Below are 14761 nucleotides of genomic sequence, written 5' to 3'. Positions count from 1 at the left end.
AATAATAATATCCCTGACCATCCTACGAATACGAAGCGATCGCGCTTTAACCAGTCGTCTAGAACGTCAAACCACCCTCTACTGGGCGCGCGTCCAACTGCGATGGTCATCGAACTAAAATCCTCTTTTTACTAAAATTGCAACGTTTCTGAAGTAGAGCTTTCTTGAGGAGCCAGTCCGGTTACGGGGTAAACCCCGTTAAAGGAAGTGGCGTGAGTCTTCTATCAGCAACTACCGTGAGGAACTAACGTTTTTTTTTGACACTCTCATCTGCCTTAAAGCACTTGAGATTCTGAGAAGTTGCCGCTTAGTTAAGTTAGCATTTCTCAGGGTTATGCCTTTACCCGTACCATTGGCTAGTAATCTAGCTTTTGGTAACTTAATGATTCTTAACTTATCATATTAGTCCGAGTTTTCGCCCAACACACGGAAGCAAATCGGGTATTTTACGCGAACCTATATAAATAATATGAATATCAGAAATTTAACAATTTGACACAAGTTTTCTCAGAAATCTAAAAAGTTTAGTGCAGAGGGACGAAAGTAGCTAACTCATTCTCAAGAGGTTAAAAGGTAGAACACACAAGGGTTATTCAATTTTAAATATTCTATTTTGGATTTAAAATCCAACATTCGCGTAACGTCTCGTAGAGAATGGGTACTAGCCCCTCAGCTTGCAAGATATCCAGTTAAAATGGCAGACTTTTAGAGGGAGTATCTCACGGGCCAAGGTAGTTCAATGACGGCATCAACAACGATTAACAAAGGCGATCGCCTCCTGCATCAAAATGTTCTCGGTTCTCGTCGGTTCAGCAACTACTGGTGGGCAACTATCGTTACTCTGGGAGCTACAGGCTTTTTGCTGGCTGGGATATCCAGTTACCTAAAAGTTAATTTACTCATAGTTACCGATCCAACACAACTGATATTCGTGCCTCAAGGATTGGTAATGGGGCTATACGGCGCTGCTGGCTTGCCTTTAGCCTTATACCTATGGCTAGTAGTTTTATGGGACTTAGGCGGCGGTTACAATGAGTTTAATCAGGAAACTGGCACAATCAAAATTTTCCGTTGGGGATTTCCTGGTAAAAACCGCCGTATTGAGATTGATAGCAGCATAAAAGATGTCCAATCTGTGCGAATAGCTATCAAAGAAGGTCTTAATCCCACTCGCGCACTTTACCTACGCCTTAAGGGTCGGCGCGACATACCTTTAACACGGGTAGGTCAACCGTTATCCTTAACAGAGTTAGAAACCCAAGGTGCGGAGTTAGCCTGCTTTTTGGAAGTACCTTTAGAAGGACTCTAAATTTTGGATTAGAGATAGCAGGAAGCAACGGGATCAGGGAGATAAACAGAATAACTAACTCCTGTAAAGACGCGATTAATCGCGTCTCTGACCACTTCTTGGATAAATCTAAAATCAAGAACCGCTTGAAACGATAAGATACTCTGGTTGAATCAGTAACTCGCAATGCGGTTAAAAATTTCACAATTTTTGCTTGCTTTTTTGATCATCAGTGCTTTGACATTGGGAGGATGTTCAACTCAGCAAGTCGCTTCTAATTCTCCAACTTCGGCAGCTACCTCTCCAGCAACCGAGGCAACCACCAAGACAACTACTGAAGCAACATCTGTATCTGAAACTACTAGTGAGAGTGTACCAGGAATGACAGATTTACCACGCCTAGAAGGCAACGCTACTGTAGTAATCACGGTTAAAGGCTCGCCAATTACGATCGCAGTAGACGGCACTAATGCACCAATTACAGCGGGCAATTTCGTAGATTTAGTACAAAAAGGTGTATACGATGGCTTAGCTTTCCATCGAGTTGTACGCGATCCCCAACCGTTTGTAGTCCAAGGGGGCGATCCTCAAAGTAAAGACCCAAAAGTTCCAGCCAATAGACTAGGAACGGGCAGTTACATTGACCCAAAAACAGGAAACGCTCGCTACATACCTTTAGAAATCACGCCTAAAGGTGCAAATACACCAACTTACAATAAACCATTCGATGCCACCGCTCAACCTGTCTTATTGCCTCATAAACTGGGTGCAGTAGCGATGGCGCGATCGCAACAACCCGACTCTGCTTCAGCGCAGTTTTATTTTGCTCTAGCAGATCTCGCCTTTCTGGATGGTAGCTACGCCGTATTTGGTTATGTCACCCAAGGTCAAGATGTAGTTAACAAAATTCAGCAAGGCGATCGCATTGACTCTGCTAAAGTCACCCAAGGCGTAGAAAATCTGAAAACACCCGGTTAGTAAGAGGAGCAGGGGGAGCAGGGGGAGCAGGGGGAGCAAGGGAAGAATTTGTAACTTTTGACCCTTGACCCTTGACTCCTAACTCCTGTCTCCTAATTTTCAAAATTGGTGAAAGTTGTTATTACTGGCATTGGTTTAGTTTCTGCTTTAGGCGGAAGCTTAAACGATAGCTGGCAAAAATTGCTAGCTGGTAAATCTGGAATTCGATTGCATCAACCATTTCCAGAACTGGAACCGCTTCCTTTAGGGTTGATTGGTCAACAACCAGCTGAATTAAAAACTTTGACTCAGATGGTTGTTGCATCTGCTTTGCAAGATGCTGGGTTGGTTCCACCTTTAGCTGATTGTGCTGTGGTCATAGGATCGAGTCGCTCTCATCAGGCATCTTGGGAGCTACTGGCACAGCATATGGAGGAAAGGAGTGGAGGAATGAGGAAGGTAAGTAAACAACCCCCTCCTCTTGTTTCTCCCTCTTCTTTTGAGCAGGGAGTAGGTTTAGAAAATTGGTTAGACACCTTACCTCACATGAATGCGATCGCAGCTGCGCGACAAATTGGTGCATCTGGGACAGTTTTAGCACCAATGGCAGCTTGTGCTACTGGTATTTGGGCAATCGCTCAAGCAGCTTTACTTGTGCAAACTGGGCAATGTCAACAGGCGATCGCTGGAGCAGTGGAAGCACCAATTACCCCCCTATCTTTAGCAGGGTTTCAGCAGATGGGTGCTTTAGCGAAAACTGGAGCCTATCCCCTTGATTTGCACCGAGAGGGTTTGGTTTTAGGTGAAGGTGGAGCAGTGTTTGTCGTGGAATCAGCAGAGTCGGCAAAACAGCGTCAGGCAAGAGTATATGGTGAAATTGTGGGTTTTGGCTTAACAAACGATGCATATCATCCCAATTCACCAGAACCAGAAGGGAAGAGTGCGATCGCAGCTATCAGGCAATGTCTAAAACGTAGTTGCTTGACACCAACCGATATTGATTACATTCATGCTCATGGTACAGCTACGCAGCTTAATGATCACATAGAGAGCAAAGTGATTCAGCGTTTGTTTTCTCAAGGAGTGGCAGTTAGTTCCACAAAGGGAAGCTCAGGTCATACCCTAGGCGCATCAGGAGCTTTAGGAATAGCTTTTTCTCTGATGGCGTTAAAGCATCAAATTTTACCGCCTTGTGTAGGATTGCAGCAACCAGAGTTTGATTTAAACATAGTAAAAGTGGCGCGTCTAAGTAAAGTTCAGCGCGTGTTATGTTTCAGCTTTGGTTTTGGTGGACAGAATGCAGTGATAGCGTTAGGTAACTCAGATTTGGTTGCTGAGTGCAAAATCTAAGCCAGTTTTGGGGAAAACTTTGTTTAATTAGGTGAAATTATCCATCTTCACAGGGATATATTCGCCTTAAAAAATCGATATGATATAAAAATGGATAAAACTTCAAGAATATTCATCAAATGCTGATTCACTCCTCTGGCTTGTCCAAGGTCAAAGACTCAGTAACAGAAAAAATTTTCTTGGGTCATGAACCCAATGCTGAATTAATTGCAATTCTTACTGTCTACTTTGTCCAAGGAATTTTAGGACTAGCGCGTCTAGCCGTAAGCTTTTTCCTCAAAGATGAACTGCTGCTAAGTCCGGCTCAGATGTCAGTACTATTGGGAATTGTTGCCCTACCTTGGATGATCAAGCCTGTGTTTGGTTTTGTCTCCGATGGCTTTCCCATATTTGGCTATCGCAGGCGTCCTTACTTGGTTCTATCCGGGATACTCGGAGCTGCTGCTTGGGTGAGTCTGGCGACAATAGTTCATACTAGCTGGGCGGCTACGGTGGCGATTCTTCTAGGTTCTCTCTCTGTTGCCGCCAGCGACGTGATAGTTGACTCACTGGTTGTCGAACGAGCGAGAGCTGAATCTCAAGCGGATGCAGGTTCTCTACAATCCCTGTGCTGGGGTGCTTCCGCAGTTGGAGGTTTGATCACAGCTTATTTTAGCGGTATGCTCCTAGAGCATTTCACTACCCAAACTGTCTTTTGGGTTACCGCTTTATTTCCGCTTCTGCTCTCAGTTGTAGCTTGGTTGATTGCCGAGACTCCCGTCAGCAAAGACGCTCAAGAGAGTAATCACACCAATTTCTTAGCAGTAAAGCATCAAGTAAGGCAACTACGCGAGGCCTTTACTCAAAAAGCAATTTGGCTGCCAACAGCGTTCATCTTCATCTGGCAAGCCACGCCGAGTGCTGACTCAGCCTTTTTCTTCTTTTCTACTAACGAACTACACTTTGAACCAGAATTCTTGGGACGAGTGTATTTATTGACAAGTCTTGCTTCTTTAGTTGGAGTTTGGATTTTTCAACGTTTCCTCAAAAGCATCCCATTTCGCGTGATTTTTGGTTGGAGTACCTTTCTTTCTGCCACTTTGGGGATGACGACGCTGATATTAGTAACTCACACAAATCGGCTTGTGGGTATAGATGATCACTGGTTTAGTTTGGGTGATAGTCTTATTCTCTCAGTGATGGGCAAAATTGCCTTTATGCCAGTGATGGTACTAGCCGCGAGGCTTTGTCCCCTTGGCGTAGAAGCGACATTATTTGCCTTGTTAATGTCGATATTTAATTCAGCAGGAATGGTTTCCCACGCATCTGGGGCATTAATCATGAATTGGTTAGGGATAACTTCTACTAACTTTGAGTCACTTTGGCTATTGGTAGTAATTACTAACTTCAGTACGCTGTTACCCCTACCATTCCTCAACTGGCTACCCGCTGCTGAGGAGCAAACTGAGCCACTGACTTTGCAACCTGCCTCGGTTGAGAATAGGTAACAACCGTTTTTTTCTAAGTTGATGCTGTCTGCAAAAACCAGATTGATAAGCAGTTGAGTACTTTAAAAAATAATCTCACCAAAAGCGGCAAACAGATTCTTCTGAGTTGCCCTAACACTTTGGCGCAAAATAACAAGAAAAAACAAAGTATATGCAGGATTTAAAAACTCAAGAAAACTCAAATACAGAAAAATCTTACACTCGTAACGACTGGCAGGGAGGATATCAATCTCTAAATCAAGAGTTTGATTATTGGATTGATGATGTAGAAGGACAAATTCCCCCAGAATTGCAAGGTACGTTGTTTAGAAATGGCCCTGGTCTGCTGGATATAAACGGACAACGGATTCATCATCCTTTTGATGGCGATGGCATGATTAGCCGAATTACCTTTGTCAATGGTCGTGCTCATTTCCGCAACCGTTTTGTCCATACTGAGGGCTATTTAGCAGAAAAAGAAGCCGGAAAAATTCTTTATCGCGGTGTCTTTGGTACTCAAAAACCTGGTGGTTGGCTAGCTAATATCTTCGACTTCAAAATCAAAAATATTGCTAACACCAACGTAATTTACTGGGGTGAGAAACTTTTGGCACTCTGGGAAGCTGCTGAACCACATCGTCTCAACCCCTACACCTTAGAAACTTTGGGAAGAGAATATTTCAACGGTGTTTTGTCACCAGGTGAAGCTTTTAGCGCACATCCCCGCTTAGACTCTAGTTGCAATCAAGATGGAGGCGCACCTTGCCTGGTAAATTTTTCTATTAAGCCGGGACTATCCACAACAATTACTATTTTCGAGCTAAACCTAGCGGGTGAAATTGTTAGGAAGCACGCTCATAGTGTTCCGGGCTTTTGTTTTATCCACGATTTTGTCATTACTCCCAATTACTGCATTTTCTTTCAAAATCCCGTCACCTTTAACCCTATACCTCTAGCTTTGGGAATACGTGCAGCAGGGGAATGTATCAAGTTCCAGCCGAATCAACCAACTCGTATTATAGTTATTCCTCGCACCTCCAAAAAAGAGCAAAGTGAGGTAAAAATTCTAGAAACTCAGTCTGGTTTCGTCTTCCATCACATCAATGCTTTTGAGATGGGAAATGAAGTTTTAATTGACTCTATTTGCTACCAATCATTACCAGAAGTCGAGCCAGAAAGTGATTTTCGCCAAGTCAATTTTGAGGCTCAGTCGCCTGGAACACTTTGGCGGTTTTGTCTGAACCTCAAAGATGCGACGGTACAACAGAAGTTGATTGAAAGCCGCTGTTGTGAGTTTCCTAGTATCAATCCGGCTAATGTGGGGCGTCCTTATCGTTATTTATACATAGGCGCGACTCATGCAGATACCGGTAACGCTCCGTTGCAAGCATTGCTGAAAATTGATTTAGAGTCTGGAGAAAGACAACTTTGGAGTGCTGCACCATCTGGTTTCATGGGTGAGCCAATTTTTGTCCCACGCCCAGGTTCCGACAAAGAAGATGATGGTTGGGTGCTAGCTTTGGTTTATGATGCTGCTCATCACCGTTCAGATGTGGTCATCTTGGATGCTAGTGATTTCCACAAAAGCCCGATCGCACGGCTGCATCTGAAACATCATATTCCTTATGGTCTGCATGGAAACTTTACTTCTAAGGTATTTGCACCAACTAAATCTCCTGCTTAGCGATCGCCAATGAACACAGAAAAGAATTATCTGTGTTCATTGACATATCATAAAATAAAAATTAAATTGTAACAAAAACTACAGAAATCCTATTTATTAAAAAAAAAGGATAAGCTAGGTATATAAGCATATATATCCGGTTCGTGAAAAAACCGCGATTTAGAAGAAAATTTTATGAGTTTAAAGTCTTTGTTACCGCTGGAAGCTGCTTCGCCAGCATACATTTGTCCATTTGATCAAGCCTGTAGCTATTTAGAGGCCGCGGCTAAAGAATTAAGGTTAGATCAGGGGTTGGTGGAAATCCTCAGCCACCCGCGTAAAGTCGTGACAGTTTCCGTTCCCGTAAAATTAGATAACGGTGAAGTGCGGATTTTTGCTGGGCATCGAGTGCAACACGCCGATGTTTTAGGCCCCTATAAAGGAGGGATTCGCTATCACCCTGCTGTAACTCTGCGGGAAGTGTCAGCTTTAGCAATGCTGATGACTTGGAAGTGTGCGCTGTTAGGTATTCCTTATGGTGGTGCGAAGGGAGGCATTGCCATAGATCCAAAATGCTACAGCGTTGGCGAATTAGAGCGGATCAGCCGTCGTTATATCAGTGAATTAATTAAAGATATTGGCCCTTCAGTAGACATCCCAGCACCAGACATGGGTACTTCTGCTCGTGAAATGGCTTGGATGATGGATACTTACTCTGTAAATGTTGGTCATGCCGTGCCGGGGATTGTGACTGGTAAGCCACTTTCTATCGGTGGTTCGCGGGGACGGGAAATGGCAACCGGACGCGGTGTGATGATTATTATACGTGAGGCATTGGCAGATCAAGGTAAATCTTTCGTAGGAGCACGAGTTGTTATTCAGGGTTTTGGTAATGTTGGTAGTGCCGCAGCAGAACTACTATACCAAGCAGGAGCAAAAATTATCGCCGTCTCGACGGGTGCAGGTGGTGTTTTTTCTCAAGACGGTCTTGATATTCCAGCATTGAAAGTTTACGCTGCTGAAAACCGCAAAAGTGTTGTAGGCTTTCCCCAAGCAGTATCAATTAGTAATGCAGATTTGCTAACTTTACCTTGCGATGTCTTGATACCAGCAGCCTTGGAGAACCAGATTACAGGGGAAAATATTAATGAGGTACAAGCGCAGATGATCGCCGAAGCAGCAAATGGGCCAGTTACTCTGGAAGCCAACGAGTTGCTTGAGGCGCGGGGTGTGACTGTGCTACCTGATATCTTGGCTAATGCTGGTGGTGTAGTGGTGAGTTACCTAGAGTGGGTGCAGGGTCTTTCTTACCTATTTTGGGATGAAGAACGCGTTAACCGCGAAATGGAAAATTTAATGGTAAGAGCTTACCACCAAGTAGTTCAACAATCGAAGCTGCGGCAAGTTCCTCTACGATTGGCAGCTTACACCTTGGGTGTGGGTAGAGTTGCTCAGGCGCTTACTGATAGAGGGCTTTATCCTTGATTATTTGTATACTCCTTAATTTACGAGGCAGATAAATTATCTGCCTCTTTTTGTTTGGCGATCGCTGTGTGCTCCTTCTGGAATTGTTTGATTGTAAACTGTAGTTAAACTTTCAAAGTTTGCCTCACCTTGGAAATAAAACTGGTTTATATAACCACTAGCTCCACTTATTCTCGAAAATATGCACGGCTATGCAACCTGATTTAGAAGAATTGTATCTTACTCAAGAAGACTTGAAAAACATAGCTGGTGTAAATAATTGGGACTTGAAAGCCTATGCTAAATTGAAATATCCTCGTCTAGCACTTTTATTGCTAATAGGCGATTATCTCCAGCAAATATTAATTTTAGGGTGGGGATTCATTTCCATAGCATATTTAATTAAATGGAAATGGTTAAGGAAATTTCAAAAAAATCTTTTTGAAAAAGTGGATAAGTACAATGTGATTTTAAAAGCAATAGATATTAACGACCAGCTAGTGGAAGCTGGAAACAAAGAAGTAAGTTTGCAAGAACGAGAAAAAGTAATTGCAGCACTTGCCACTACAAGAGCGAATTTAATTTGTGCCTTAAAAACAGAGCGTATTTTCAGTAAAAATCGGGCATTCATAACTCGTAACACCGAACTTTTGGCAAGTGATTTGTTTGATGTACAAGCCTTGCAAGTCAACCATGAGGCGCATGAATATTCCCAATTACTCATTGAAGCTTTACAAATTGCACAAGAAGTGCAAAAGGAAATGACCAACTTAGAAGGAGATTAAAAGCGGTAAGGCAAGGAATAGAACTCACTCCCAAGTGACGTTTAATAAAAATTACTCGTATCTGGAACTCATCTCTGTACTTGTCTAGTCTTTGTAAATACCAAAGGGTGCATCTGAAATTTGATGGCAATAAGTTTATGTTGGTGTGGAGACGAGGATTTCTACCGTACCCTGCACTTATATATGTATCAATATATTCATTGTTGGAAAGCTATACGTAACTACACATTGCGTCTCTACCAAACCCGATTAAAATAAATACGCAACTCGCGCTTCTATTAGGAGTATCCAGCCGTGCAGCCGGACTTAATAAGCTTGGAAATTAGCAAGGGGGAACTGAGACGCTTGACTGGATTCGATCCAGAAGACGTTTTTCGACCTTCTGTTCTGCGAGATAGTAAGAAGCGATTAGGGTTTTTGCTCAGTGAAGCGCTGGTGACGCTGGCGCTAACCCCAATAATTGTTGGCTTTATTTATGCGTTTATTATTTTGCCAACTATTGGTTCTTCAATTCGATTAGGAATCCTCTTGCTAATTTTAGTACCAATCCCGATATTAGTTGGGCGATCGCTTTGGCGACAGTTGACCTGTCCTGAAGGATTAACAATACTTTTAGATGAAGTCGATAAATATCATACTCTGATTGAAGCCATAGATATTAATGACCAATTGGCAGCGTCAGGGAACTCTCAAAGCAGCATAAATGACCGAACTAAAGTAACCGCCGCCTTGCAACTTATTAGAGAAGATTTAGTAAGAGCGCTGAAAACAGAACGAATTTTGCGAGATAATAAAAAATTGCTTGCTAATAACCAAGAGTTATTTGTCAATAATTTAGCTAGTTTACAAGCCTTACAAGTTAGTAGTCAGGCAGGCGAATACGCTCAACTGCTAAATCAATCGTTGCAGATTGCTCTCGATGTGCAAGCAGAGATTAGAAAATTGCAAAAAGTCTAAGCGGAGGTTTCTCCAATTAGATGCCACTTGCTAAGAAAGCGGAATGCTAAGAGCGAACAAGCCGGGAAACCCCGATCGCCCTTCGCGTCTCTCCGTCCAACGCAGTGGCTCAACTTTCTTGAAAAACAATCGCCCCATTGACTTAAAATGAGCAAGAATGACCAACAAACCAAAAATCATTGTTCTGGATGATGACCCTACAGGTTCTCAAACAGTCCACAGCTGCTTGCTGCTGATGCACTGGGATGTAGATACTTTACGTACTGGGTTACGAGATGATTCGCCAATTTTCTTTGTGCTGACCAATACCAGATCCTTACCTCCAGAGTCAGCCGCGTCTGTTACCAAAGAAGTTTGCCAGAACCTAAAAATCGCCTTAAATGCCGAAGGAATCGACGATTTTTTGATTGTCAGCCGTTCTGATTCTACTTTGCGGGGACATTACCCGATTGAAACAGATGCGATCGCCCAAGAACTCGGGCTATTTGACGCTCATTTTCTCGTCCCAGCATTTTTTGAGGGTGGGCGTATCACCCGCGACAGCATACATTATTTGATTATCGATGGTGTGCCAAAACCAGTGCATGAAACTGAGTTTGCCCGTGATTCTGTCTTCGGCTACCATCACAGTTATTTGCCAAAGTATGTAGAAGAAAAGACTCAAGGGCGAATTAGTGCGGAGGCTGTAGAAAGATTTTTACTAGCTGACATTCGCGCTGGTAGCCTGGAACGTCTGCTGAAACTCACTAAAAATCAGTGCGCTGTTGTAGATGGTGAAACTCAAACCGATCTCAATCGCTTTGCAGTGGACGTGCTAGCTGCGGCGACTCAAGGGAAACGCTTTTTGTTTCGCAGTGCTGCCAGTATTTTAACGGCTTTAGCGGCGTTACCTCCTCAACCTATTGCCGCCGAAAACATGGTGCAGTATGTACGACAAGGTAAACCAGGTGCGATTATAGTTGGTTCCCACGTGAAAAAGACGACTCAGCAGTTAGAGGCACTATTGCGAGTTGAAGGAACCGTGGGAATTGAAGTCAATGTAGCGCGATTACTTGATGATGGGGCAAATCAATCTGCTACACTGCTAACCGAGATCCTGGAAAGTACAAAGGCGGTACACGATGCTGGCAAAACACCAGTAGTTTATACTAGCCGCCAAGAACTATCTTTCAAGGATGTCAAGACACGGTTGGATTTTGGGGCAAAGGTTTCAGGTTTATTGATGGATATTGTGCGCGGCTTACCATCTGATATAGGGTTCTTAATCAGCAAAGGTGGCATTACTTCAAATGATGTCTTAAGTACTGGTCTTGCCTTAACTTCAGCACGCTTACTCGGTCAAATATTAGCTGGTTGTTCGATGGTGCTAACGCCATCTGATCATTCCCAGTTTCCTAATTTGCCCGTGGTGCTGTTTCCTGGTAATGTCGGTGATGCTGATGCTTTGGGCACAATTTATCAAAGGTTAACTAAAACAGTCCTGAGTCACGAGTCACCGAAGTTTGGATCGGAGGAAGCCTCTCTTACAAAGTTCTGAGCGGAGGTTTCCTCCGCTCAGACTTCGCGCTCCGATCCAACTTCTCGCTGAGTTAAAAGTGAAGATGATCATTCTGAACTACTACTTATCACTTCCTAGGGTGAGGATGTGGTTGCAGAATGCAACTAATCTAAATATTGGTAATTGCTCGGTGTATTTGCGTCTTTTGGCTGGTGCTGCATGACTTCTGATTCTGCTATACCCAATTTAGAGTCAAATTCTGCACATCCTAATGCAGAATCAATCTCTACCCTTTCTGATATAGAGTTAAATTCTACTTCTGATGTAGATTCTGATTCTGGCGTTACTGATGCAGAATCAGATTCTATTCTTCCAGATGCAGAGCTAAAATCTGTTCTCCTCTATTTAAAATCAAACGCTGCACCTCCCGATGTAGAATCAAATCCTACTAACCCGGATTTAGATTCAAATCCCGCCTTTTCTGATGCAGCATCAAACTTTATCCTGACTGATTCAAATCCTACGGAGTCACCATTACTCAAGCATCAGGTACACAATCTTCAAGTCCAGTTAAAAAGTGAGGAGGGACGACTATTATTAATTTTGCCAACAGAATCTCAAGTACCTGCCTCAGAACTTACTTGGTCTAATATTTGGCAACAGATGAAGCACCGTTTGAATGCTGGGGATCGCTTGCGATCGCCTAACACCATAGTGCATCTGATGGCATATGATCGCTTGGTGGATGCTAGACAACTACAAGAACTCGCCGAAACCTTAAGCGAAGTCCAACTTCAGCTAACATCTGTTTCGACTAGTCGTCGTCAAACTGCGATCGCAGCCGTCACATCTGGCTATTCTGTAGAACAACTACAGCCAGGAACTTCCCTGAGATCCGAATCCCAAGCTGCTGCTATACCCCTAACAGATGCTCTCTACCTCGAAATGACGGTGCGTTCTGGAGTAGAAATTCGTCATCCTGGTACAATAATTCTCTTAGGAGATTTAAACCCAGGTGGTATTGTAGTTGCAGATGGAGATATTTTAGTCTGGGGTCGCTTACGTGGCATTGCTCACGCTGGTGCCGCAGGCAATCGCGAGTGTCTGATTATGGCCCTGCAAATGGAACCAACCCAATTGCGGATCGCAGATGCCGTAGCTAGAGCACCAGAGAAATTACCGATGCAGTTTTCTCCAGAAGTGGCACATATTACGCCCCAAGGAATTCGCATCGCTAGAGCTACTGATTTTTCTAGAAACCAATTAACTAGGATTAATCAAGAGCCATAAGTATTTACTTAAAAGATGTCAGGATAAAGGATGAAGTAAAGAAAATATTCATGCCTCACCCTCATCAGGGAGTTCAGATATTTCTTCATACTTGATACGATACTTCATACTTTATACTTCATTTACTGTTTTATATTTCCTGAATCCTAATCGAGCGCATTTCTATCATGACTCGCATTATTGTAATTACCTCCGGCAAAGGAGGCGTGGGTAAAACCACAGTTTCGGCAAATCTAGGCATGGCTTTAGCCAAAATAGGGCGTCAAGTTGCCTTAGTTGATGCGGATTTTGGTCTGAGAAATTTGGATTTGCTGCTAGGGCTGGAAAACCGCATCGTCTATACTGCGGTGGAAGTTCTAGCCAGAGAGTGCCGCTTAGAACAAGCTTTGGTGAAAGATAAACGACAACCTAACCTTGTACTTTTACCAGCAGCACAAAACCGCTCTAAAGATGCAGTCACTCCCGAACAGATGAAGTTATTAGTGAATGCACTGGCACAAAAGTATCAGTACGTAATCATTGATAGCCCTGCTGGGATTGAAAATGGGTTTAAAAATGCGATCGCCCCAGCTAAAGAAGCCCTAGTTATAACCACGCCAGAAATTTCCGCAGTTCGTGATGCTGACCGAGTAGTCGGGTTACTAGAAGCACAAGGCATCAAGCGTGTTCATTTAATAATTAACCGTATCAGACCCTCAATGGTGCAGGCGAATGATATGATGTCAGTACAAGATGTTCAGGAACTTCTTGCAATACCCCTAATTGGGGTGATCCCTGACGATGAGCGCGTTATTGTCTCTACCAATCGCGGCGAACCTTTAGTATTAGCGGATACTCCCTCTTTAGCTGCCACAGCCTTTGAAAACATTGCTCGTAGATTGGAAGGGGAATCGATCCAATTTCTTGAGATCGACTCGTCCCAGGACAACATCTTCGCCCGTCTGCGAAGGTTGTTGTGGACAAAGATTGTTTAACTCACTTTCCAGTCTCTTGCCCCAGACCTATTTGCAATGATTGAACTTCTAGAACGACTTTTTTCTCGCGGTCCTGACAGCAGTCGCACTCAAGTTAAACGTCGCCTGCAATTAGTGATTGCCCATGATCGCGCTGACTTAGACCCTCAAACGTTGGAAAAAATGCGGCAAGAAATCCTAGATGTAGTCTGTCGCTATGTAGAAATTGACACCGAAGGCTTAGAGTTCTCCCTAGAAAGCAACCAACGAACGACAGCTTTAATTGCTAATTTGCCCATCCGTCGCATAAAAGGAGTTATACCTGAATAAGAAAGTAACGATAAATAACAGTAGCTTTGTTGAGAAATTAGTATTTTTTATAAACAGTAATTCACTCAGGTGAAGCATTTATTAATGAACAGTTTTTCAACAGTTCATCATTCAATGTAACGCCGTTTTATTGCTGAAAAAAATAAAATCAGTTGAAGTAAATATCGTTAGATTACACCCTTAACACCGTAATAAATACACGCCAAACTGCCGACTAAATAAACAAACCAGGTCAAAAAAAAGCCGATCGCTCTTGCTGGAGAGGGGCCATATATTTTGATCAGACCCCATGCATGGGCAATTCTCGCCACAGTGAGAATACTTCCAAGTAGCCACAATAACCATGCTTGTGCTTGCATTAGCTCCAGCCCTAACACAAAGAACAATCCATGAGGCACATACTCAGCAAAATTCCCGTGAGCGCGAACCTTGCGTTGTAGCAAACCATCATTATTTCTTTGATCAGGAAATAGCTTTTGAGTCATATTTTCCACCATAGCTGCCCAAGCACTAGGGTTTGCTAGTGGATCGGGTTGTTTTGCGACATCTTCCTTAGACTCACCATGCCAAACCCTGGTATTTACCCGCTCAGATGCCGCAATATACGAAAGAAAAAATGCTGTGATACCGTTAAGCCCAATAAAGAGAGTTGAGATGGGAATGATATTTTCAATCATATTGATTCCTCACGTTATCTCATAACTCAGAACCTCTATTGGATCATACGGCTGTTAGCTATCTCCTTAAAAAAAAATTTCCC

Annotated in this window: 13 protein-coding genes and 1 pseudogene; 12 read left to right on the top strand and 2 right to left on the bottom strand. The window is 43.2% G+C overall.

Going from position 1 to position 14761, the window contains the following annotated elements; all coding sequences use genetic code 11:
- Window positions 1-110 (bottom strand): annotated as a pseudogene (locus HCR01_RS29850) (photosystem II D2 protein (photosystem q(a) protein)); the annotation flags it as partial.
- Between the two features lie 629 nt (window positions 111-739).
- Between HCR01_RS29850 and HCR01_RS29845 the strand changes: the two are divergent.
- The 12 genes from HCR01_RS29845 to minE all read left to right on the top strand — a co-directional run bounded on the left by HCR01_RS29845 (window position 740) and on the right by minE (window position 14001).
- The gene (locus tag HCR01_RS29845) at window positions 740-1309 is read left to right on the top strand and encodes a photosystem I assembly protein Ycf4 (protein ID WP_193199635.1); all 570 of its coding nucleotides are present in this window, start codon (window positions 740-742) and stop codon (window positions 1307-1309) included.
- 165 nt (window positions 1310-1474) lie between these two features.
- Window positions 1475-2266, top strand: a complete 792-nt coding sequence (locus HCR01_RS29840; RefSeq protein WP_193199634.1) for a peptidylprolyl isomerase — start codon at window positions 1475-1477, stop codon at window positions 2264-2266.
- Window positions 2267-2371: 105 nt separating this feature from the next.
- The gene (locus HCR01_RS29835) at window positions 2372-3595 is read left to right on the top strand and encodes a beta-ketoacyl-ACP synthase (RefSeq protein ID WP_193199633.1); all 1224 of its coding nucleotides are present in this window, start codon (window positions 2372-2374) and stop codon (window positions 3593-3595) included.
- A 119-nt stretch (window positions 3596-3714) separates the two neighbouring features.
- Entirely contained in the window at window positions 3715-5082 is a 1368-nt protein-coding gene (locus HCR01_RS29830) for a folate/biopterin family MFS transporter (protein ID WP_193199632.1), read from the top strand.
- A 151-nt stretch (window positions 5083-5233) separates the two neighbouring features.
- On the top strand, window positions 5234-6745 hold the full coding sequence (locus HCR01_RS29825; RefSeq protein WP_193199631.1) for a carotenoid oxygenase family protein: 1512 nt from the start codon (window positions 5234-5236) through the stop codon (window positions 6743-6745).
- A 174-nt stretch (window positions 6746-6919) separates the two neighbouring features.
- Window positions 6920-8209, top strand: coding sequence for a Glu/Leu/Phe/Val family dehydrogenase (locus HCR01_RS29820; protein WP_193199630.1), 1290 nt, complete (start codon window positions 6920-6922; stop codon window positions 8207-8209).
- Window positions 8210-8400: 191 nt separating this feature from the next.
- Complete coding sequence (locus HCR01_RS29815; RefSeq protein ID WP_193199629.1) at window positions 8401-8973, top strand: hypothetical protein; 573 nt, start codon at window positions 8401-8403, stop codon at window positions 8971-8973.
- 294 nt (window positions 8974-9267) lie between these two features.
- Entirely contained in the window at window positions 9268-9930 is a 663-nt protein-coding gene (locus HCR01_RS29810) for a hypothetical protein (RefSeq protein WP_162399382.1), read from the top strand.
- Between the two features lie 157 nt (window positions 9931-10087).
- Window positions 10088-11467, top strand: coding sequence for a four-carbon acid sugar kinase family protein (locus HCR01_RS29805; RefSeq protein ID WP_193199628.1), 1380 nt, complete (start codon window positions 10088-10090; stop codon window positions 11465-11467).
- A 180-nt stretch (window positions 11468-11647) separates the two neighbouring features.
- Window positions 11648-12718, top strand: a complete 1071-nt coding sequence (minC, locus tag HCR01_RS29800) for a septum site-determining protein MinC (RefSeq protein ID WP_193199627.1) — start codon at window positions 11648-11650, stop codon at window positions 12716-12718.
- 167 nt (window positions 12719-12885) lie between these two features.
- A complete protein-coding gene (minD, locus tag HCR01_RS29795; RefSeq protein ID WP_162399385.1) occupies window positions 12886-13692 on the top strand; it encodes a septum site-determining protein MinD in 807 nt (268 codons plus the stop codon).
- 36 nt (window positions 13693-13728) lie between these two features.
- Window positions 13729-14001, top strand: coding sequence for a cell division topological specificity factor MinE (gene minE, locus HCR01_RS29790; RefSeq protein ID WP_193199626.1), 273 nt, complete (start codon window positions 13729-13731; stop codon window positions 13999-14001).
- A gap of 167 nt (window positions 14002-14168) precedes the next feature.
- Here the strand turns inward: minE and HCR01_RS29785 are convergent, their stop codons facing one another.
- On the bottom strand, window positions 14169-14678 hold the full coding sequence (locus tag HCR01_RS29785) for an MAPEG family protein (protein WP_193199625.1): 510 nt from the start codon (window positions 14676-14678) through the stop codon (window positions 14169-14171).
- Between the last annotated feature and the right edge of the window lie 83 nt (window positions 14679-14761).

This window comes from Nostoc sp. MG11 (assembly GCF_014904695.1).
GTDB lineage: Bacteria > Cyanobacteriota > Cyanobacteriia > Cyanobacteriales > Nostocaceae > Komarekiella.
The sequence above is the reverse complement of the archived record's forward strand: the minus strand, read 5'-3'. Positions and strand labels throughout refer to the sequence as shown.